Source organism: Ancylobacter sp. WKF20, from assembly GCF_029760895.1.
GTDB lineage: Bacteria > Pseudomonadota > Alphaproteobacteria > Rhizobiales > Xanthobacteraceae > Ancylobacter.
In genome coordinates this window covers 134,793-154,253 of the sequence record NZ_CP121679.1, presented here as the reverse complement: position 1 = coordinate 154,253, position 19,461 = coordinate 134,793, and the positions used below count along the sequence as shown (strand labels likewise).

The window sequence follows — 19,461 nt, the reverse complement described above, 5'->3', positions numbered from 1 at the left end:
GAAAACCTCCATCCCATCAACCTGCCCCGCCCCACCCGCACAGCGCGCGGCCAACGGCATTGTGCGCCTTCACCTGCCGGATCGTCGGATCCGTGTCAGCGTCGGCCCAGCTGATCGGCCGGAAGGCGCCGCACGCGCCTCTACTCGCGGCGGAAGGCGTCAGGCTCGCGCAGCCGGCGAGGATCGGCAAGGCGCTCATCAGCATCAGCCCGCGCGCGGTCCGCCCGCGCGATCGTCTCGACAACATCGCGTTCTCCTTCAGCCAGACAGGCCGCCCGGCCCTCATGGCGTCCCTTGAGATAGAGCCCGCCGCCCGCAAGCGCGGCGAGCAGCACCAGCCCCACCAGCCGGCCAGCGGGCGAGGCAAAGAGGGTGAGGACTAGGCTCATGCCGCCTCCCCCGCCCGCAGCCGGGCGAGTGCCGCCTTCAGCGTCAGCGCGACACCCGCCACCATCAGCGCGGCGAATAGCCATTTCAGCGGCCCGCCATAGGCGGCGAGCGGGGCGAGGCGGTCGGCCTGCTCGGCCACCACCGCGCCGAGGCCGCCAATACCGGCGATCAGGCTCCCCGCCCCTTCCGGCGTGCGCGACAGGCGGGTGTCCGCCGGCCGCGCGCGCCCGCATGCCGGCCCCTCGGGTGCGGCGGAAGAGACGCCCTCGACCATCGCCATGGCGGCGCTCCGCACCTCGGCGACACGGCGGGTCCAGCCGGCCCCAAAGGTGCGGAAGGTGGTGAGCGTGCGCAGCATGGCGAGGCGCCGCTCGCACACGGCGTCGATCAGCACCGGCACGTCGCGCCCGTCGAGCGCCGCCAGCGTCGCCTCGCCGATCTGCCCGTCGGCGCTAACGCCCAGCGCGCGCTGGAGCCATTTCGCCGCCTGCGCCGGGCCGGAATTCACCCCGGCGTCGAACAGGCAGTAGTCGAGCCCGGCCGGCAGGTCGTCCGCCCGCAGCGCGTCCCAGTACTGCGCGCGGTAGATGGCGGCGAGCTCGGCCTGGGCGATGCGCCGGACCGGGCGGAGCGCAAGGCCGTTGCGGCGGCGCCAGCCATCATAGACGCGCTGGGTCACGCCCTTCATCGTCGCCCCGCCGGGATCGGCGGGATGGTCGGCATAGCCGCCTTCATGCACGAGGACGCGCGCCAGCGCCCCGTCGAAACTCGACGCGGTCATGGTGTCTCTCCGCTGGAGGAAGGATCAGGGAAGAAGCTGGGTGAGCGCGGTATCGAGCGCAGCCAGGTCGAGCGCGCTTTGCGCGATGACCGTGCCCGTCAGCGCCCCGGCGAAGAACTCGGCCGGCGAATGGTTGGCGCCGATCATCACGCCGGCGCTCTGCGCCGTGGCCGAGGTCGAACCGGCCGCCTGGAAGGCACCGCTGGTGGAGGCGCCATTGATGGCGATATCCGCCTGCGCCGCGCCGTAGCGCAGCCGGCCGACCAGCCGATTCCAGCTTCCCACCGCCGGCGCCGTGGCGGCGGTGACGCGAACGAAGCTGTCCGTGTCGAGCCGTCGCCCGCCAGCCGCGCAGCGATAGCTGTCGGTCGAGAAAAAGGCGAGGCTCGCCCGTGTCAGCACGGTGCTCCCGCCCGTCGGCGCATAGACGAGCTGCTGGTTGCCCGCCGCTGCGTTCGCCCCAGCCCGCGCCGCGACGGTGGCGAGGGTGAGGTTCGCCTGCGCCGGCGAGAAGCCGACGCTGTCCGCCAGCAGCAGCCAGTCATCCGCGCCGTCGAACACCGCCACGGGCCGGCCATTGGGCCCGAGATCAGCCACGCCGCTGAGGGCGAGGCGCGGTTGCGCCCCGACCGTGGTCTGGCCCGCATGGCGGCCATTGCCGGTCTGGTCATAGAGCGTGACGAGGAAGACGCTGGCGCTCCCACCCCAGGCGGTGAGCGCCGCGACATCCAGCCAGCCATCGCCGCGCGGGTAGAAATCCGCCTGCGCGTTGTCCGACCCGCGCCGCGCCCGCAAGAGCGGCCCGCGATAGCTTGAGAGCAGCCGCTGCAACCCGTGCGCGGCATAGGGTGCGATGCCGTCGAGCGGCGCCCGGCGCGCGCCGGCGCGCCGGCGGGCCGTCGCGAGGGCGAGGGACGGGCCGATGCGCACCGCCATCTCAGTTCACCGCATGGATGTCGAGGCCGGCCGTGGTGCCGGTGGCGAGCACCCTGCGCACCAGAAACTCCAGCACGCTCGGCTGGCCGGGCGTCACCTGAAGCGTCAGCGGCGCGTCATCCGCCTGATCGACCGGCAGGATGCGCAGCTGCGCGCTCGACAGGCTCGCCGGGGCGAAGACGCGGATGCGGGCATAGCGGGCGAGGTCCACCGTGTCGCTCGGGGTCACGACAGCGCCGGAGCGGCCGAGGCCGGTCGGCCCGACGGCGCTGCCGCGCCAGGGATCCTTGGCGGAATCATAGGGCATGGGTGTCTCCCGATGGTCAGAGGGCGAAGGCGAGGGTGAAAAGGGCGAGCCGCACGCGCCCGCCGGTGAAGGCGCCGCCCAGCGCGGTGAGGCGCAGCGGCGTGTCGGCATAGAAGGCCTGCGGGCCGATCACCCCGATATTGCTGCTGCCGGCGGCGATGCCGAGCGAGCCGCCGAATTTCGAGGTCTCCCCGGTTATTCCGACCTCATAGGCGCTGGCGCCGGTGATGGCGGTGACGGTACGGCTCGCCACAGCGAGGCAGATGGTCCGGGCGGGAATGACGAGAGCGGTAGTGACCGAGGCGCCGCTCAGCACCGCCTCGATCTCGGCCGCGCGCAGGCTCACCGCGCCGCCGGAGGGTGTGCCGGCGATCAGGTCCGCCCAGCCGGTGCCGGTATGCACCAGCGTCAGGCGTTCGGCCGCGACATAGGCGCGCCAGCCGGCGGCGGGGGTGAGGAAGCTCCAGCCATCGCTGCCATAAAGCGCGATGGCGCCGTCCCTTCCCGCCCAGTCGCCGCTCGCCCCCGCCGCGACGAGATGGCGGTCGCCCGCCACAGGCGCGACGGGCGGGCTCGCACGGGTGCGGTCGAGCACGGCGAGCTGGGTCAGCGCGTCGAGCTTTTCCAGCGCCTCATTATGGGTGACATGCTTCTGCGCCTGCGCCGCCGCAATGAGCGGCAGGGCGAGCAGCGGCGTGATCTCGCTCATGATGGTTCCCGGTCAGATTGTGAGGGTCACGGTCAGCGGCTGCCCGGCGCCGATGGCGGCGGAGAGCTGGACGATGCGGACGGAAAGCGTCGCCTGCGGCACGCCGAAATCGGCGATCTCATCCGCCGCCGGGTAGACGACCCGCGGCGTGGCCGTGGTCAGCGTGCGCCGGACAGTGGCACCGGCCAGCACCTCCACCCGGTAGGCTTCCGCCTCCTCGGCGAGCGGCACCTCGGCGAGATCCCAGGAATCGCCGTCGCGGCGGGTGCGCCGGGTCCAACTCAACGAGACACCAGCCACGGTCCGCCGCGCCCGCGCATGGACCGGGGCGAGCGGGCGCAGCGCGGTGCTCCCCACGGTTCCGGCGATCTCCGCCACGCCGGCATCGCCGTGGTCGCGGTCGGCCCGGCCGACGCGGTAGGTGACCGCGCGGCCAACGAGGTCGAGCCCGCTCGCCGCCGCGAACAGATTGCGGTCGAGCCGCACCAGCCGCGTGCCGGCGGGCCAGACCGCGCCCGCGCGCGCCTCCGTGCCGAGTTGGCCGCGCAGCAGCCCCGACAGGCGCCAGCGCCGCGTGCCGATCAGCTCGGCCTCAATGAATTGCAGCACCTCGACGCCGTCCGCGCCGATCAGCGCCAGCGCATTGGCCCCGCCGAGCACCGCTTCCTCGCTCGCCCCGGCAATCAGCCCGGCGTCGAGCTCCACCTCCAGCACGGCGGCGCGGTTGAAGCGCCAAAGCGCGCCCGGCGACAGGGCGGTGAGCGTCGCGCCGGTCAGCGCGGGCGCGGCCATCGTGCCGATCCGCTCGAAGCTCGCCCCGTCCACCGCCCGCCACACGGCAAGCGCGCCGGGCCAGGGGGCCGCCACCGCCGCCAGCCAGGCCAGCACCGGCGGTTCGCTGGCGGTGAGCAGCGGCAGGTCGAGCAGCATGAGTTCGGGCGGGCCGTAGCTCGGCGGCAGGACGGGCGTCGCAGTCTCGCCCGTGCGCACGGCGAGCGCGAAGACCGACGGGTCGATGCTCCGCAGGGAGAGACTGCGCGCCTCGCGGTCTTCCGTCGCGGTGATCTCGAACAGCCGCACCCGGCCGTCGCGGTCAAGCTCGACTACATCGCCCGGCTCCAGCGCGAGCCGCGACAGCGGCACGGCGAGGCGCCCGCTCTCGCGCGTCGCCCAGGCATCCTGCAAGGCGCGTTCGGCCAGCGCGGCGGCGAGGGCGGGGTCGGCCACCATCGCCACGTCCTCGCCGGTCTGCGCCCGCGCCGCCCCGGCGAGACGGCGCGAGGCGGCGGTGGCGCGGCGGTAGTCGCTGGTGCCGTCGGTGAAGCCGAGCATCAGGCTCAGCGGCAAGTCGGCCTCGTCGGCGCGGGTGAAGCTCGGCGCGGGCACGTCCTCGCCCGCCAGCAGATCCTCGTCGGTGAGCCGCGCCACCACCGCCCCGCCGCGCGGGCGCAGAGTGAGGCCGGCGGCCCGCTCGATCAGGTCAAAGCCGAAGGCGCGGGCGAGCGGCTCCAGCGCCGCCCGCACGCTCATCGGCCGGTCGACGACATAGCCGTCGATCACGCCGGTGAGCGCGCCCGCCTCCAGCGTCACCCCGGCGTCAGCGGCGAGGCGTTCGCACAGTTCCGCCAGCGGCGCCCCGCCGAGCCGGCCGTTGAGCCAATGGCCGTTCGACCAGTTCGCGCCATCGGCCCACACATCGGTGGCGAGCGGGAACACCGGGAAGGGCCGCGCGTCCCAGGTCCAGGCATAGATCGCCGCCGGGTCGATCATCCGCCCGCCGGGCAGCGCGGGCGCGAGCGGGTTGGCGGCAACGCCCGAGAAGGCATCCAGCGTTGCCTCAAGGTGGCGGCGCTGCATCAGGTCGTCGCGCTGGCCGTTGGAGAAGGGCGGCAGGCCGTTCTCCGCCGATTTCGGATCGGGAAAGACGCTCGGCCGGTTCGCGCCCTTGTCCACCGCCGCGCAGCCGATCTCGGTGAGGCGGATCGGCTTCACGCCCGGCACATAGGCGGTCGGGCTCGCCTGTCTGATGCCGCCGATACGCTCGTGATGGGCGCTACCCCACCACTGCGCGATGCCCTTCTGGCGGAACACCCAGGGCTCACCATAGGCGCCGTCGGTGATCGGCAGGCGCGCCTGCGCGAGGCGCCCGGCCTCGTCGGCATAGTACCAGTCGAACCCTTCCCCGCCCGTCACGTTGCCGGCGAGATAGGCGCGGTCATAAGGGCTGGTGGTCAGCGCCGCGTCGGCATGGGTCTCGCCCTCGCGCCAGTCGGCGAGCGGCGCGTACCAGTCGATGCCGATGAAGTCGATGGCCGGGGAGGCCCAGAGCGGGTCGAGCGGAAAGCGCAGCTCCGCCCCGCTCTCCCGCACATGCGCGCCATATTCCGTCCAGTCGGCGGCATAGCCGATCTGCGTGCCGGCGCGCAGGATTGCCCTTGCCTCGCCGGCCAGCGCGGCGAAAGCCTGCACCGCCGGATAGACGCCCGAGGCCGACCGTACGCGTGTGAGCGCGGCCATTTCCGATCCGATCAGGAAGGCCTCCACCCCACCCGCCGCCTCGGCCAGCGCCGCGCAGTGCAGCACCATGCGGCGCAGCGTCCACTCGTCCGGGCCGGCATAGCTCACACCCTCGCCCGTCACCGCGTAATGGACGGCGCTCGCCGTGCCGAACAGCGCCGCGACTTGCGTGCCCGCCGCCGCCGTCCCATCCGGCGAGCCCGGCCGATCCGGCGCGGGGTGGCAGGTGATGCGCCCGCGCCAGGGATAGGCCGCCTGCTCCGCCCCGCCCCACGGGTCCGGCAGGGCGTTGCCGGCGGCGATGTCCATCATCACGAAGGGATAGAGCGTGACCTTGAGCCCGCGCGCCTTCAGCGCGGCAATGGCGCGGATGACGCTCGCATCCGACGGCGTGCCGCCATAGGCGGGCTTGCCCGCATGCTGCGTCACCAGCCGGGCGGTAGCGCGCGTACGCCCCGCCACCCGCCAAGCGAGCGGGGCGCGCATGCCGGCGACCTCCGTGGTCTTGTCCCGCCGCTCCACCGAAGGCTCGATGCGGCAGGTGCCGGCGCGCAGATCGGTGCCGAACCAGCTCACCACCAGCGCGACGCGCTCAAGGTTCGGGCACAGCGCCATCAGGTCGTCGAGCGCGGCGTCGATGTCGCTGTCGGCGGTCGTCACATGGCGGTTTTCCGGCTGGTAGACGCCCGGCCGGTCGACGCGGCGCACCTCCAGCGGGTCATAGCCGAACTCGCTGGCGCCGGGGATCAGCGTCACCGCCTTCAGGCGGCTCTCCAGCTCGCCGACCGCGCGGACGATCTCGACCGTCACCTGCGGCAGGCGGTTGCCGTAAGGCGCCAGCGGCAGGCGCTCGAAGACGAGATAGGCGAGGCCGCGATAGGCCGGCACCGCCCCCTCGCGTGCCTCGATCAGCGGGTCGGGCAGCTGCCCCTCGCCGCCGAGATGCCGGCGGATGGCAAGGCCCGGCTCGTCCAGCAACTCGCCATCGACCCAGATGCGGCCGATCCGGCTCACCGGCCCCTCGCACAGCCCGACGGCGAAGCTGCCGAAATAGCTGTAGGTCGTCGTCGTGGTGGACGACCCGCCGAGCGCGCTGCCGATCCCGCCCTTGCCACCGGAGGACTGGGTCTGCGTCGAGACCACCTCTTCCACCGGCGCCGCCCAGATCACCTGACCGGCGAGCCGCGCGCGGCCGTAAAGGCGCGGCAGCGGCGCGCCCTCGGTCGAAGTCATCGTGCCGAGATCGGTGAGGCGCGGGCCGGTGACCCGCTTGCCGCTGAGGAGCATATTGTCGAGCGCCGAGCCGCCGATAGCGCCCAGCGCCCGCCCGGCCAGCGCGCCCACCGGCCCGAGCAGCCCCCCGCCCAACGCCCCGCCCGCCGCACCGAGAATGAGAGTGGCCATGGAAGCTCCAATTCGTGAAAGGCGTCGTCCCGGCCACAGGCGAAGCCGCCGAGCCGGGACCGCTCTACGACCTCGAGCGATCCCGGATCGGCCGCTGGCCGTCCGGGATGACGGCCAAAGCGTTGCCCCGCCGCCCGGCGGTGCCGCCTCTGAGCGTCGTCATGGCCGGGCTTGACCCGGCCATCCACGACTTCCCTGCCAGTGCACCCGGCCCAAGTCGTGGATCCCCGGATCAAGCCCGGGGATGATCGAGGAACCGTCATCCCGGCCGAAGCAAAGCGGAGAGCCGGGATCGTCGGCCGCCGTCGCCCCGCCTAAGGAGCCAGCATGGCACGCGATCCCGGATCGGCCTCCGGCCGTCCGGGATGACGGCAAAGGCCCTCGTTCCCCGGACAAGCTGCGCAAGGCGCAGCGATGATCCGGGGTCCAGGGGAGAGTCTTCGGCCGCCCTCCGTGAGCCGCCCAGTAGAGACATCGCCAAAATGTTTTGCGCGGGGTCCCGGCTCGCCTTCCGCTCACGCTACAGTCGTCCGGGAAACGGAGGTGGGCGCACCCCCTCACGTCCCCGGAAAGGCAAAGGCGTAAGCCAGATGCCGGCGCCACCAGGGGGCGAGGAACACCTCGGCCACCGCCGCGCCGTCATGGGCGTGGACCATGCGCCCCTCTCCCGCTTCCCATCCCGCCACCAGAATGGCCGCGTGCTTGGCCGGCAGGTGCGCGCGCCAGCGGAACAGCAGCACATCCCCCGGCTGGATCGCCTCCAGCGGCACGGCGCGCATATGGCGCCCCGCCGCCGCCGCCAGCGTCTCGGCCTTCAGTGCCTCGGCCCAGTCCGGCGCATAGGCCGGCAGGCCCTCGGGCTCGGCGCCGATCACCGCCCGCCACACGCCGCGAATGAGGCCGAGGCAGTCCGCCCCCTCATTCCTGCAGGAGGCGCGGTGCAGATAGGGCGTGCCGATCCATTCCCGCGCCTCGGTAACGAGGCGGGCGCGCACATTCTCGCTTTCCATCTCACCCTCCGGGCGTGGCGACGCGCAGCACGGCGTCATTGCCGGGCATGTGCGGGAAGCCGCGAAAGTTCAGCGCGTTGGCGAAGCGGTCGCGGCAGGTGGCAAGCCGCTTGTCGCAGCCGGCGGTGACGGTGAAGGCGTCGCCAGCCGCGAGCGGCTCGGGCGGGCGCTGCCACAGCTCAACGCGCACCACGCCGCCAGCCACCGCATGGGCCTTCACCTCGCTGGCAAAGCCCGCATTGGTGCCGCTGTCCATCGCCAGCCGACCTTGCGTGAACCAGCCGGCCGCATAAGCGCCGAGCCCGCCAGCGACGAACAGCCCCGCGCCCTCCACCGCCGCCACTGTCCCTTCGGCGCGGAACGCGCCGGTGAGCGCGACGCCGCAGCGGGCATCGCCGAGATCGGCGTCGCAGGCGCGGGTGAACAGCCGCCCGCGCACCACATTGAGCGCGCTGGCGAGCCCTCGCAGCTCGGCGGTGAAGGCGCCGCCCTCGCGGCGCACGTCGCCTATGGTGCCGCGCCGCAGCCGCAGGAAATTCGCCGGGGCCGCCCAGTCGATCAGCACAAGTTCGACGCTCGCCCCGTCATAGAGCCCGGCAAGCAGGTCCGCTTCGTCGATGAGATCGGAGGACAGCGCGGCCGCCATCTCGCCCCCGCCCACCGCGAAGCCGAGCGCGGAGGCTTCCTCCGAGCCGGTGACGCCGCCGGCGGCGCGGAAGACGGTGCCGTCCGCGAACAGGTCGTCATCATGCTCGGTGAGGCCGATCACCGCGCCATCGCGCCGTGTGATCCGCCAGCCGCGCGCGAGCGTCGTCACCCCTTCCGCCAGCGCGGCGGAAAGCCCGGCCGGAATGTCCCTCATAGCCGGATCTCCACCACCGGAATGCGCGGAATGGCCCCCGCCTCGAAGGCGGAGAGGTTCACTTCGAGAAAATCCGTGTCGAAGCGCACCGGCACATCGAACAGGAAGCCGGCGCTGACGCTCGCGCCCACCGGCGGCACATGGCCGGCGAGGAAGCTGACGAGGCCCGTGGTCACATCGACCGCGAAATGGGTGCCGGCGGTACTCTCCACCCCATTCACCGCCACCCGCAACGAGCCGGCCACCGGCTTCACGATGGGCCGTGCATAGGGCGCGTGGGTGCCGCCATAGGTCTTGATGAGCGGGAAACTGGCCCGCGCCCCGTCGCCCGTGCCGAGGGCCTGGTCGAGCGGCGTGACGGTGGCGCCGGGCGCGGCGGAGGCGTGGTCCAGCCGGTCACGCCAGCGAAAGCCATAGAGCCGGCCGCGCCGCTCCTCGAAGAAGGCGACCACGGCCTGAAGCTGCGCCAGCGAGGTCACGCCATAGCCGGCATCCCAGCGCCGGCGCGAATGTTTCAGGCGCGTGTTGCGCTCCTCGCGCCCGGTGAGCGTGGTGACGATCTCCGTCGCCCGCTCCGGCCCGCCCGCCGCGCCGAGCGCGATGTCGAGCGGGAACAGCGTCTCGTGAAAGGCGGGCATCTAGAGGCTCCTTTCCCCGCGCGCCACGGCGCGGGCGACGAGGCCGGAGAGATAGGCGTCGGAGCGGCGGAAGGACGAGGCGTCGGGCGTCGCGACATTCACCGTCACGTTCATGGCCCGCCCGCCGCCACCGGAGGCGACGCCCAGCGTGCCGTCCGGCCCGCGCCGCAGCGGCAGGATCGCCTCGGCGCCGGCCTCGCCCATCAAGCCGGTGCGGCCATTGGCGAGCGGAAAATAGGTCGGCGCCGCCACCACCCCGCCGCTGGCGAAGGGCACGACGCGCCCGCTCTGGAACGCCCCGCCCTGCGCGAAGCCGAGCGACCCGCCCAGATTCTGGAACAGGCCAGCGACGCCCTGCTCCAATGGGCGGAAGGCGGCGTTGATGGCGAGGCTGGAGAGGCGCGTGACCAGCGAGCGGAACACATCGTCCGCCTCGCGCCCCTTCACCGCCGCACCGGTCAGCGCATCGCCCACCACCCGCCCGAAGCCCCGCGCCAGTCGCTCCGCCTCCGACAGTTCGCGGCGAAAGGCGCTGGTATCGGCGGCGATGGCGACGGTGACGGTCTCGGCCTCAAAGCTGTCCTCGGCCATGGGGGTCTCCGGGGGTTGGGGGGAAGGTGATGGGGCGCCGGGCCCGCCCGCGCGCCGTCATGGCCGGGCTTGACCCGGCCATCCACGTCTTGCGTGCGCAGGTGGAGCGGGAGAAGTCGTGGATCCCCGGGCCAAGCCCGGGGATGACGTTGCTCTAGGTGTGGACCTCGTTCCCCGGACGAGTTGCGCAGAGCGCAACGATGATCCGGGGCCCAGGGGAGAGTCTTCAGCGACACCTCGCCAGCCCCGCCCGTGGATGATGGACATCGTCATCCCGGCCAAGGCGAAGCCGCAGAGCCGGGATCGCTTCCCAACCTGAGACCGATCCCGGATCGGCTTTCAGCCGTCCGGGATGACGGCGCTCATGGCTCCCCTCAATCCGGGAACCGCGTCATCAGCGCGGCAAGACCCGCGCGGTCGAGCGGGGTGCGGGCGGGGCCGAGCACGGCTTCCATGGCGCAAGCGAGTTCGCGCGGGGTCATGCGCCAGAACGCCTCGGACGGCAGAGCGAGGCGCCCGAGCCCGAACCCCATCGCCGCGCCCCAAGGAAACGGCTTGGAGGACTGGAACGGCGTGGGGCGCGGGCTCAGAAAGGGCGGGCGGGGTCTCCCGGCGCGGCCGCCGGCGCGGCCGTTTCCCCGCCAAAGGTCGCGGCGATGAGGTCGCCCACAAGGCGCGCGAAGCCGGCGGCGCCGCCGGGCGTGGTCATGCGCGCCACCTCCTCCTCGGTGACCGCCTCCCCCGCCCCGCGCAAGCCCGCCGCGACAAGGCGGATGGCGTCGCGCGCGGCGAGCCGGCCGCGGCCGAAGCGTTCGGTCAGCGCCACGAGGTCGTCCACCCCGAACGCTTCCTCCAGCTCCGCCAGCGCGCCCAGCGTCAGCACGAGGGTGCGGCTGCGCCCGTCGAGGTCAGCGGCAATCTCGCCGCGATGCCGGTTGGCCATGGTGCTCCTCACAGCGCCGCGAAGACGATCTCGCCGGCGCTTTCCAGCGTGATGTCGAAGGTCACCTCGCGGTCATGCTCGGCGGCGATTTCCAGGCTGGTGATCTGGAACGGGCCGGTCAGCGTGCCGAAATCCGGCACCACCACCTGCCCCTGCCGCACATCGCCGTCGAAGAAGCTCTGGCGGATCAGCGCGTCAGACGCGGCGTCCTTGAACAGGCCGGAGCCGGCGATCGAGGCGCGCTTCACCCCGGCGCCGGCGAGCAGCTCGCGCCAGCGCCCGGCGCTCTCGGCATGGGTGATGTCGACCGGCTCGGTGTTGAAAGCGATCTGCCGCGAGCGCAACCCTGCGACGGTGACGAGGGCGCTGCCGTCCGAGAGCTTCAGCAACAGGTCCTTGCCCTTCTGCGCCGCCATGGCGGGCCTCCTTCTCTGGCATTTGCTGGTAATGGCGTGTATTCAGGGAGCGTTAACCCTGATGTGGCAGTTTAAGAACGTGACGGCACTGAGACGCCGCCGCACAGCTTCGCGGCTTGATTCAAGAAATCGCCGCAAGTGAGCTCATCTTCTGAATCAACTTCATGCGGATTCACGAGTCGGCGGAATCGCTTGGCGCGGTTTGCTGACAGCTCCGGAAAACCTCAACCGGTTTCCGTCACCGCCCGCAGCCGCAGCAGCGCGCGATAGGTGCGCCCGCCCGCCTCGCGGCGGATTTCAGCGCTGGTCGCGCGCAGATTGACCAGAAGGTGGCCGTCGAGGGCGAGCGGCTGATCATGCAGCACGGCCTGCACCAGATGGGCGAGATGATGCGCCTCGCCATGCCCGCCCTGGCGCGACCAGACGTTGAGCGTCAGCCGGTGCTCATGGCCGGTCTCGGTCGCCGTCGACCAGTCGATCACCTGCGCCTCGCCGAGCGTGACATAGGGAAATTCCGGCGACGCCGGCGGCACATCATGGATGCGCGGCCCGCCCAGAGCGGCGGTGAGCGACGCATCCGCGATGAGCGCGGCATGGACGGCGGCGCGCAGCGCATTGGCGGGGCTCACGGTAGAACTCGCGCTCATCGGCGCCCCCGCGCGGCGATCTGCGCCAACCGGCGGGCCAGCGCCGCGAGGCCCTTCATCCGCACCTCGAACTTCATGGCGTCCTCCTCACGGGGCCTCTTCCCGACAGTCGCAGACGAGGCGGCGCCCGCGCCCCTCGGGGTCGCTCACCGCCTCGACGGTGAAGCGCCGCGCCCCCAGCCGCAGCCGGTCGCCAGGCTGCACCGTGGCGGGCGCGCGGATGGTCACGCGATGGGCGAGCACGGCGCCCGGCCGGTCGGCGATCTCGCCCGCGCTCGCCACGGTCTCGACCGCACCCCACAGCGCATCCACCGAGAGAAACGTGCGGGTCACGCCGCCCTGCCCGTCCGGCGTCTCGATCGGCGTCTCATGCACCAGCCGGTGGCGCAGCGCCGAAACCGGGAGCGCGCTCATAGCCGCGTCACCCGGAAGGGCGCGACCAGCGCATCGAGCCGGGCGGGAAAGGCGGCGCCGGCGCCCGGCACGTCGCGATGCTCGTAGAAATGCGCCAGCACCACCCGCACCGCCTCGATCAGCGGCGAAGGCACATGGTTGGCGGTCGGCCCATGCCCGGCGGTGATGTCGAGCACGATGCCCGCGAGCGCCCGACCCGGCGCCGGCACGGCGGCGCGGTCCACCCGGATCAGGCCGGGCAGGCGCGCGGTGTCGAGCGTGAAGGCACCCAGCGGCAGCGCCGTCTCCCCGCCCGCCGCGTCGATGACCTTGACGGCCAGCAACTCGCGCAGCGGGTTCACCGGCACCGGGATCAGCCCGGAGGCCGGCCAGGCATCGCGGGTGAGGCGCCAGCTCTGGTCGATCAGCACGCGCCGCGTCAGCGCCTCCACGGTGGCGCGGGCGCTGGTGAGGAGGGAGGCGATCAGCCCATCCTCCGCCTCATGGTCGACGCGCAGATAGGCCTTGGCCTCGGCAAGCGTCAGCGGCTCCGCCGGCGGCCCGGCGAGAAGAACAGCGGGCATGGGTGCCTCGTGGTTGGGGGTGTGGAGCGTCTTGATCCGGGGATCAGACCCGGCACGGCTTGCGGTCCGGACCTTGTCATCCCGGCCGCAGCGAAGCGGAGAGCCGGGATCGTCCGCCGCGCTGTTCGGCACGTGAGGAGGGAGGGGCGGCACGCGATCCCGGATCGGCCTTTGGCCGTCCGGGATGACGGTGAGCCAGATGGAGCCCCATTCCCCGGACGAGCCACGCGCAGCGGGTTCACCGGCACCGGGATCAGGCCGGAGGCCGGCCAGGCATCGCGGGCGAGGCGCCAGCTCTGGTCGATCAGCACGCGCCGCGTCAGCGCCTCCACGGTCGCGCGGGCGCTGGTGAGGAGGGAGGCGATCAGCCCATCCTCCGCCTCATGGTCGACGCGCAGATAGGCCTTGGCCTCGGCAAGCGTCAGCGGCTCCGCCGGCGGCCCGGCGAGAAGAACAGCGGGCATGGGTGCCTCGTGGTTGGGGGTGTGGAGCGTCTTGATCCGGGGATCAGACCCGGCACGGCACGGCTTGCGGTACGAACCTTGTCATCCCGGCCGGAGCGAAGCGGAGAGCCGGGATCGTCCGCCGCGCTGTTCGGCACGTGAGGAGGGCGGGGCGGCACGCGATCCCGGATCGGCCTTTGGCCGTCCGGGATGACGGTGAGCCAGATGGAGCCCCGTTCCCCGGACGAGCTGCGCATCGCGCAGCGATGATCCGGGGCCCAGGGGAAACTCTTTGGCCAAAGACTCTTCCGCTGGGTCCCGGCTCGGCGTTCCGGTTTCACCGTCACTTGGCCGGGAAACGGGCGGGACACGGGCGGGTCGGCCCGGCCGATTGACGGGACCGACGCGCGCGGCGACAAGGGCCCGCCCGATTGGCACGCCCCCTTCGCCCGCTCCTCCCCCGCCTCTCGCCGGAACAAGCCGATGCGCCGCCTCGTCCTCTCCCTCGCCGCTCTCGCCTGCCTCAGCCTGCCCGCGCGCGCCATTGTCGGCGGCGTGCCGGCGGATGCCGATCTGAAGGCGGAGACGGCGATGATCGTCTCGACGCGCGGTGCCGCCTGCACCGGCGTGGTGCTGGCGCCGACGGTGCTGCTGACGGCGGCGCATTGCGTGCAGCCGGCGGCCGATTATGCGGTGGCGGTGTTCGAGGCCGCCGGGCCGCGCCTCATCCCCATCAGCCGCATCGCCGTGCATCCGAGCTTCGACCCGAACTCCTTCGCGACGCGCCGGCCGACGCCGGACCTCGCCCTGGTTCGGCTCTCCGAAGCGCTGCCGGCGAGCTTCCGCCCGGCGACGCTCACGGCGGAGGTCGCGCTGCCGGCCCAGCGCACCGGCTTCGTCATCGCCGGCTTCGGGGTGACGAAGGATGGCGACGGCAAATCCGCCGGCACGCTGCGCATGGCGAGCCTGCCGAGCATCGGCACGACGGGCGGCATCATGGTCCGCCTGTCGGATGGCGCCGCCAAGGGCGGCTGCACCGGCGACAGCGGCGGGCCGGTGCTGCTCGACGGCACGGTCGCCGGCATCATCGGCTGGTCGACCGCCGCCGGCGGCGCGCGCGGCTGCGGCGGCGTCACCGGCGCGACGCTGATCGGCCCGCAGCGCGCCTGGATCGACGCGACCGCACGGGCGATGGGGCGGTAGGCGGCGGTGTGAATTAGCAGGCCGTCATGGCCGTCCCCGGACTTGATCCGGGGATCAGGCCCGGCCATCCACGACTTGGCCGGACGCGCGAGGAAGACGTGGATCCCCGGGTCAAGCCCGGGGATGACGGCGAGAGTGCGAAAACCCGTTCCCCGGACGAGTTGCGCGCAGCGCAGCGATGATCCGGGGCCCAGGAGAGACTCTTCGGCAAAAGACTCTCCGCTGGATCCCGGCTCTGCGCTCCGGCTTCGCCGTCGCTTGGCCGGGACACGGGGGCACGTCGCGCCCCCTACCACCGCACCCCATAGCCGACCGCCTGTCGCGTCAGGCGCTCCTCACCCCACCCCTCTCCCCGACGGGGAGAGGGGGCGAGCGCCCCTCACGCCGCGAACTTCAGCAGCTTGATGGCGTCGAAATCCTGCACGCCGCCGCCGACGCGCTTGGTGGTGTAGAACAGCACATAGGGCTTGGCGGAATAGGGGTCGCGCAGCACCCGCACACCGGCACGGTCGACCACCAGATAGCCGCGGCGGAAATCGCCGAAGGCGATGGCGAGCGCGTTGGCCGCCGGGTTCGGCATTTCCTCCGCCTCGAACACCGGGAAGCCGAGCAGGCTCGGCTGGGCCCCCGGCGCGGTCGGCGCGGCCCACAGATACTGGCCGTTCTCGTCCTTCAGCTTGCGCACCGCGCCTTGCGTGCGCCGGCTCATCAGGAAGCTGCCATTCTGCCGGTAGCCGGCCTTCAGCGCGTAGACCAGATCGACCAGCGGGTCGGAGGGGTTGGCGGCGGGGAAATCGCCCGCCGTTCCGGTGGCGACGAAGCCGAGCTTGCCCCAGACCCACGCGCTCTCGGCCACCGTGTCATAGGCGAGGAAGCCCTTGGGCTTGCCGACGCCGTCGCCGGTGACAAAGGCGGTGCCCTCTTGGCTGGCGAAGGCGGCCTCCACCTCGATGGCGAGCCACTCATCGATATTCACGGCGGAATCGTCGAGCAGCGTCTGCGTCGCCGCCGGCATGGCGTAGAGCTCCATGGCCGGGAAGCTCAGCTCGTCCAGCACCGGGCTCGTGGTCTGGCTGCGCGCGGCGGTCTCCGCCACCCAGCCGACCGCCGGGCCGGAGGTCATGAAGGGCTTCTTGTAGGTGCCCTGCGAGATGGTGCGCACATCGGCCAGCGCGCGGATCGGCGAAAGCGCGGCGAGGCGCTTGCCGATCTCGCGCTCGGTCTCCACCGGCACGGTATAGCCGCCATCGGCGCCGATGCCGGCGGAGAGCGCCTTCGCCTCCAGCCGCTTCAGCCCGGCCGCCTCGCCGGTGCGCACATAGGTGTCGAACGCCGCCTTGTGCTCGCGGGCGGCGAGGTCGGTCACGAGGTCGCCCCCGCCCAACGCCGGGCGGCGGGCCTTCAGCACCAGTTCGTCGATCAGCGCCTTCTGGGTGTCGAGCACGGCGTTGATGCGCTCCACCTTGTCGGCGGTGATCGGGTCGCCGCCGCGCCGCTCCAGCTCGCCGAGGCGCTGGTCATTGGCATCCTTGAACGCCTCGAAGGCGCTCATGAACTCCTCGAAGGCGGCGGAGACCTCCGGGCCGGCGGATTTGGTTTCGGGCGCAGTCTGGGACGTGGCGGGCAGGGACATGGCGGTCATGGGCGTGTCCTGTTGAGGGGATGGGGTGTGGAGACCTCCCCGCCGTCATCCCGGCCGGAGCGAAGCGGAGAGCCGGGATCGTCCGCCGCGCTCGTCCGGCACGTGAGGAGGGAGGAGCGGCACGCGATCCCGGATCGGCCTGCGGCCGTCCGGGATGACGGTGTGAGGGGATGACGGCGTGACGGGGTTGGCGACGGGACTGCGGAAACCCGTTCCCCGGACGAGCCACGCGCAGCGTGGCGATGATCCGGGGCCCAGGAGAAACTCTTTGACCGGAGACTCTTTGGCCAAAGACTCTCCGCTGGATCCCGGCTCTGCGCTCCGGCTTCGCCGTCGCTTGGCCGGGACACGGGCGCCCCTACCCCACCGGCGCGAGCGCCGGCAGCGCGCGCAAGCGGCGGGCGCCGCGGCGGATGGTGGCGGCGAGGCGTCCCGCGCTCCAGCCGCCCTTCACCGCGGCGATGCGCGCCTCCGGCTGCATGGGGAAGGTGACGATGGAAATCTCCCACAGATCGATGCGAGAGAGCCGGCGCACCCGCATGCGCGGCTCGGTGCGGCCCTCGACGGCGCGGAAGCCGATCGACAGGCCGTCAATCGCCCCGGCGCGCATCAGCGCCAGCACCTCGCGGGCGCGGGCGACCTCGAGCGTGAGGCGGCCGCGCACCTTCAGCCCCAGCGCATCCTCGCGCAGCTCCTCCCAGACACCGATCGGCTCGGCCGGATCGTGCTGGAACAGCAGGCGCACGCCGCCCGTGCCGCGCTCATTCAGCGAGGCGGCGAAGGCGCCGGGCAGGATGAGATCGCGGCCGAGATCGACCCGGCCGAACAGCGCGGCATAGCCCTCGAAGGTGCCGTCCTCGGCGATGGTGGCGAGGCTGCCGGCGGCCTTGATCTCCAGCGGCGTGCCTGCGGATGCGGGCGCGCTCATGCGCCGTCTCCGCGCGGGCGGCGGGTGGCGGCGGCGCGCTCCAGCCGGCCGAGCGTCTGGCCAAATTCGCGAAACACCTGCGGCGCCTGCCCGGCGCGGCTGGAGGTCGGCAGGGGGACAGGCAAACGCACGCGGCCGGGCAGAAAGGCCCGGATTCGCGGGGTGGAGGTCATGGTTCGTCTCCGAACTGGGCGTTGAAGCGCGCGATCTCGCGCACGAAGTCGTCGAAGCGGCGCACCGCGCGGGCAAGCTCGCGCACCGCCCCCGCCGCCAGCGCCGAAGCGCCGAGCGCCCACATCAGCAGCGCGAGATGAGCGAGGTCCGCCCTGGCCGCGAAGGCGGTGATCAGCGTGTCCATGGGGGTCTCCTTGGGGCGTCTCGTCGGGGCGTTCTCCGCGTGAAGACGGCACGCGATCCCGGATCGGCCTGCGGCCGTCCCGGATGACGGCATGAAGGGCCATGCCCCCCTGAAAGCGCCGTCATGGCCGGGCTTGGCCGGGCCATGCACGTCTTCGGCCGGGCGAGCGGTCAGGAAGTCGTGGATCCCCGGGTCAAGCCCGGGGATGACGGGGTGACGGGGATGGCGGCGTGACAGCGTGACCACGTAATGGAGTGACCGCGAACCCCGTTCCCCGGACGAGCTGCACAGCGTGCAGCGATGATCCGGGGCCCAGGGGAGACTCTTCGGCAAAAGACTCTTCCGCTGGATCCCGGCTCGCCCTCCGCTGGCGCTTCAGGCGTCCGGGAAACGGCGGCACATCGCCCCCTACCCGCGCACCCCATAGCCCACCGCCTGGCGTTTCTCGTCCTCGGTGAGGAAGCTCGCCTCGTTCACCTGCCGCCACAGCGCCTCGCGCTCGCCGTGGAGCGCGGAGACGGCGTCGAGGTCGGGCTCCAGCTTCAGGCCGGTGCCGCCGAAGGCGGGGGCGAGCCAGCCGCAGAGATCATGGCCGATGCGGCGGGCGAGCGGCAGGATGGTCTGGCGCCACAGCACGCGGCTGGCTTCGGCGTAATTGGCGTAGGTCGCGTCGCCGGGAATGCCGAGCAGCATGGGCGGCACGCCGAAGGCGAGCGCGATCTCCCGCGCCGCCGCGTTCTTGGCTTCCAGAAAATCCATGTCCTTGGGGCTGAGCGACAGGGGCCGCCAGTCGAGCCCGCCCTCCAGGAGCAGCGGGCGCCCGGCATTGGCGGTGCCGGAGAAATTCGCCTCCAGCTCCTCCTTCAGCCGGTCGAACTGCTCGTCCGACAGATTGCCCGCCCCGGCATAGACCAGCGCGCCGGAGGGCCGGGCGGCATTGTCGAGCAGCGCCTTGTTCCAGGCGCCGGCGGCGTTGTGCAGGTCGAGCGCGGTGAGCGCGGCCTCGAGCGGGGGCGCGCCGTAATGGTCGTCCAGCGGGTTGAACAGCGCGATATGGCGGATCGGCGGCACCTCGCCGCTCTGCGCGAAGCGCACGCTGCGCCCGCCGGCGCTGTACTCATAGGCCTCCGGCCAGCCATCCGCGCCGGGCACGACGCGCATACGGTCCGGGCGCAGCACATGGAGTTCGCGCGGCGCGCCGGCGAGTTGCACCGCCTCGACATAGGCATTGCCGGCGATCAGCAGATGCGCCGCCACCGCCTCCAGCAGCTCCGGCCCGGAGAGTTTTCCGCCCGGCCGCGCGAGCAAAGCGATAAGCGGGTGATCGTCGATCTCGCGTCCGCCGTCGCTGAGGATGAAGCGCGTCTCGGCCACCCCTTGCGCGATCAGCCGCACGCAGCGATGGGCGACGGCGTTGCGCTGATAGCCCTCGCGGGCCAGCGCGCCATAATCGCGCGGCGTCCATTGCGGCCGGCTCCCGGCGAGGAACGCCACCAGCGGATGGGTCCGCGAGGCCTTGGCCTCCGGCGCGCCGGACGCCGCGCGACGGCGGGTGAAGGGAAAGAGCGGCATCAGAGGGCTCCGGTTGGAAAGGGTGCGTCACAGACGGCACGCGATCCCGGCTCGGCCTGCGGCCGTCCGGGATGACGCCAAAAGAGAACCCGTTCCCCGGACGAGCCCCGCGCAACGGAGCGATGATCCGGGGTCCAGGGGAGACACGTTGGCCAAAGCCTCTTGCGCTGGATCCCGGCTCGCCTTC

The 19,461-nt window shown here is 72.4% G+C and carries 23 protein-coding genes; 1 reads left to right on the top strand and 22 read right to left on the bottom strand.

The window, feature by feature from the left end:
• Positions 1 to 140: 140 nt before the first annotated feature.
• From AncyloWKF20_RS00770 to AncyloWKF20_RS00690, 17 genes are all read right to left on the bottom strand, one after another.
• A complete protein-coding gene (locus AncyloWKF20_RS00770; protein WP_279316080.1) occupies positions 141 to 389 on the bottom strand; it encodes a hypothetical protein in 249 nt (82 codons plus the stop codon).
• On the bottom strand, positions 386 to 1,171 hold the full coding sequence (locus tag AncyloWKF20_RS00765; RefSeq protein WP_279316079.1) for a glycoside hydrolase family 108 protein: 786 nt from the start codon (positions 1,169 to 1,171) through the stop codon (positions 386 to 388). Before AncyloWKF20_RS00765 ends, AncyloWKF20_RS00770 begins: the two co-directional genes overlap by 4 nt.
• A 24-nt stretch (positions 1,172 to 1,195) precedes the next feature.
• A complete protein-coding gene (locus AncyloWKF20_RS00760) occupies positions 1,196 to 2,107 on the bottom strand; it encodes an arabinofuranosidase catalytic domain-containing protein (protein WP_279316078.1) in 912 nt (303 codons plus the stop codon).
• A 1-nt stretch (position 2,108) separates the two neighbouring features.
• Complete coding sequence (locus tag AncyloWKF20_RS00755) at positions 2,109 to 2,414, bottom strand: hypothetical protein (RefSeq protein WP_279316077.1); 306 nt, start codon at positions 2,412 to 2,414, stop codon at positions 2,109 to 2,111.
• A gap of 16 nt (positions 2,415 to 2,430) precedes the next feature.
• Positions 2,431 to 3,123 carry a DUF2793 domain-containing protein gene (locus AncyloWKF20_RS00750; RefSeq protein WP_279316076.1) on the bottom strand — a complete coding sequence of 231 codons (693 nt, stop codon included), beginning with the start codon at positions 3,121 to 3,123 and terminating at the stop codon, positions 2,431 to 2,433.
• Positions 3,124 to 3,135: 12 nt separating this feature from the next.
• Positions 3,136 to 7,044 carry a glycoside hydrolase/phage tail family protein gene (locus AncyloWKF20_RS00745; RefSeq protein ID WP_279316075.1) on the bottom strand — a complete coding sequence of 1,303 codons (3,909 nt, stop codon included), beginning with the start codon at positions 7,042 to 7,044 and terminating at the stop codon, positions 3,136 to 3,138.
• A gap of 557 nt (positions 7,045 to 7,601) precedes the next feature.
• Positions 7,602 to 8,054 (bottom strand): NlpC/P60 family protein, encoded by a 453-nt coding sequence (locus AncyloWKF20_RS00740; protein ID WP_279316074.1) that lies wholly within the window; start codon positions 8,052 to 8,054, stop codon positions 7,602 to 7,604.
• A gap of 1 nt (position 8,055) precedes the next feature.
• Positions 8,056 to 8,916, bottom strand: coding sequence for a DUF2163 domain-containing protein (locus AncyloWKF20_RS00735; protein WP_279316073.1), 861 nt, complete (start codon positions 8,914 to 8,916; stop codon positions 8,056 to 8,058).
• Positions 8,913 to 9,554 (bottom strand): DUF2460 domain-containing protein, encoded by a 642-nt coding sequence (locus tag AncyloWKF20_RS00730; protein WP_279316072.1) that lies wholly within the window; start codon positions 9,552 to 9,554, stop codon positions 8,913 to 8,915. Before AncyloWKF20_RS00730 ends, AncyloWKF20_RS00735 begins: the two co-directional genes overlap by 4 nt.
• Entirely contained in the window at positions 9,555 to 10,145 is a 591-nt protein-coding gene (locus AncyloWKF20_RS00725) for a phage tail tape measure protein (RefSeq protein WP_279316071.1), read from the bottom strand.
• A 374-nt stretch (positions 10,146 to 10,519) separates the two neighbouring features.
• Positions 10,520 to 10,735 carry a rcc01693 family protein gene (locus tag AncyloWKF20_RS00720; protein WP_279317840.1) on the bottom strand — a complete coding sequence of 72 codons (216 nt, stop codon included), beginning with the start codon at positions 10,733 to 10,735 and terminating at the stop codon, positions 10,520 to 10,522.
• Complete coding sequence (locus tag AncyloWKF20_RS00715) at positions 10,732 to 11,088, bottom strand: gene transfer agent family protein (protein WP_279316070.1); 357 nt, start codon at positions 11,086 to 11,088, stop codon at positions 10,732 to 10,734. Before AncyloWKF20_RS00715 ends, AncyloWKF20_RS00720 begins: the two co-directional genes overlap by 4 nt.
• Before the next feature lie 8 nt (positions 11,089 to 11,096).
• On the bottom strand, positions 11,097 to 11,504 hold the full coding sequence (locus tag AncyloWKF20_RS00710; protein WP_279316069.1) for a phage major tail protein, TP901-1 family: 408 nt from the start codon (positions 11,502 to 11,504) through the stop codon (positions 11,097 to 11,099).
• A gap of 224 nt (positions 11,505 to 11,728) precedes the next feature.
• Complete coding sequence (locus AncyloWKF20_RS00705; protein ID WP_279316068.1) at positions 11,729 to 12,151, bottom strand: DUF3168 domain-containing protein; 423 nt, start codon at positions 12,149 to 12,151, stop codon at positions 11,729 to 11,731.
• An 87-nt stretch (positions 12,152 to 12,238) separates the two neighbouring features.
• Positions 12,239 to 12,565: a phage head closure protein gene (locus tag AncyloWKF20_RS00700; protein WP_279316067.1), complete on the bottom strand. Its 327-nt coding sequence runs from the start codon at positions 12,563 to 12,565 to the stop codon at positions 12,239 to 12,241.
• Positions 12,562 to 13,128 (bottom strand): head-tail connector protein, encoded by a 567-nt coding sequence (locus AncyloWKF20_RS00695; protein WP_279316066.1) that lies wholly within the window; start codon positions 13,126 to 13,128, stop codon positions 12,562 to 12,564. Before AncyloWKF20_RS00695 ends, AncyloWKF20_RS00700 begins: the two co-directional genes overlap by 4 nt.
• Positions 13,086 to 13,592: a head-tail connector protein gene (locus AncyloWKF20_RS00690; protein WP_279316065.1), complete on the bottom strand. Its 507-nt coding sequence runs from the start codon at positions 13,590 to 13,592 to the stop codon at positions 13,086 to 13,088. Before AncyloWKF20_RS00690 ends, AncyloWKF20_RS00695 begins: the two co-directional genes overlap by 43 nt.
• Before the next feature lie 462 nt (positions 13,593 to 14,054).
• Between AncyloWKF20_RS00690 and AncyloWKF20_RS00685 the strand changes: the two genes are divergently transcribed.
• The gene (locus tag AncyloWKF20_RS00685) at positions 14,055 to 14,774 is read left to right on the top strand and encodes a trypsin-like serine protease (protein ID WP_279316064.1); all 720 of its coding nucleotides are present in this window, start codon (positions 14,055 to 14,057) and stop codon (positions 14,772 to 14,774) included.
• 379 nt (positions 14,775 to 15,153) lie between these two features.
• Here AncyloWKF20_RS00685 and AncyloWKF20_RS00680 read toward each other — a convergent pair whose 3' ends face one another.
• The 5 genes from AncyloWKF20_RS00680 to AncyloWKF20_RS00660 form a co-directional block, all read right to left on the bottom strand.
• Positions 15,154 to 16,407, bottom strand: coding sequence for a phage major capsid protein (locus AncyloWKF20_RS00680; RefSeq protein WP_279317839.1), 1,254 nt, complete (start codon positions 16,405 to 16,407; stop codon positions 15,154 to 15,156).
• 367 nt (positions 16,408 to 16,774) lie between these two features.
• On the bottom strand, positions 16,775 to 17,344 hold the full coding sequence (locus AncyloWKF20_RS00675; protein ID WP_279316063.1) for an HK97 family phage prohead protease: 570 nt from the start codon (positions 17,342 to 17,344) through the stop codon (positions 16,775 to 16,777).
• Entirely contained in the window at positions 17,341 to 17,517 is a 177-nt protein-coding gene (locus AncyloWKF20_RS00670) for a hypothetical protein (protein ID WP_279316062.1), read from the bottom strand. Before AncyloWKF20_RS00670 ends, AncyloWKF20_RS00675 begins: the two co-directional genes overlap by 4 nt.
• Positions 17,514 to 17,702: a hypothetical protein gene (locus tag AncyloWKF20_RS00665; RefSeq protein ID WP_279316061.1), complete on the bottom strand. Its 189-nt coding sequence runs from the start codon at positions 17,700 to 17,702 to the stop codon at positions 17,514 to 17,516. The genes AncyloWKF20_RS00670 and AncyloWKF20_RS00665 overlap by 4 nt, the downstream gene beginning before the upstream one ends.
• A 408-nt stretch (positions 17,703 to 18,110) precedes the next feature.
• Positions 18,111 to 19,274, bottom strand: a complete 1,164-nt coding sequence (locus AncyloWKF20_RS00660; protein ID WP_279316060.1) for a phage portal protein — start codon at positions 19,272 to 19,274, stop codon at positions 18,111 to 18,113.
• Positions 19,275 to 19,461: the final 187 nt, after the last annotated feature.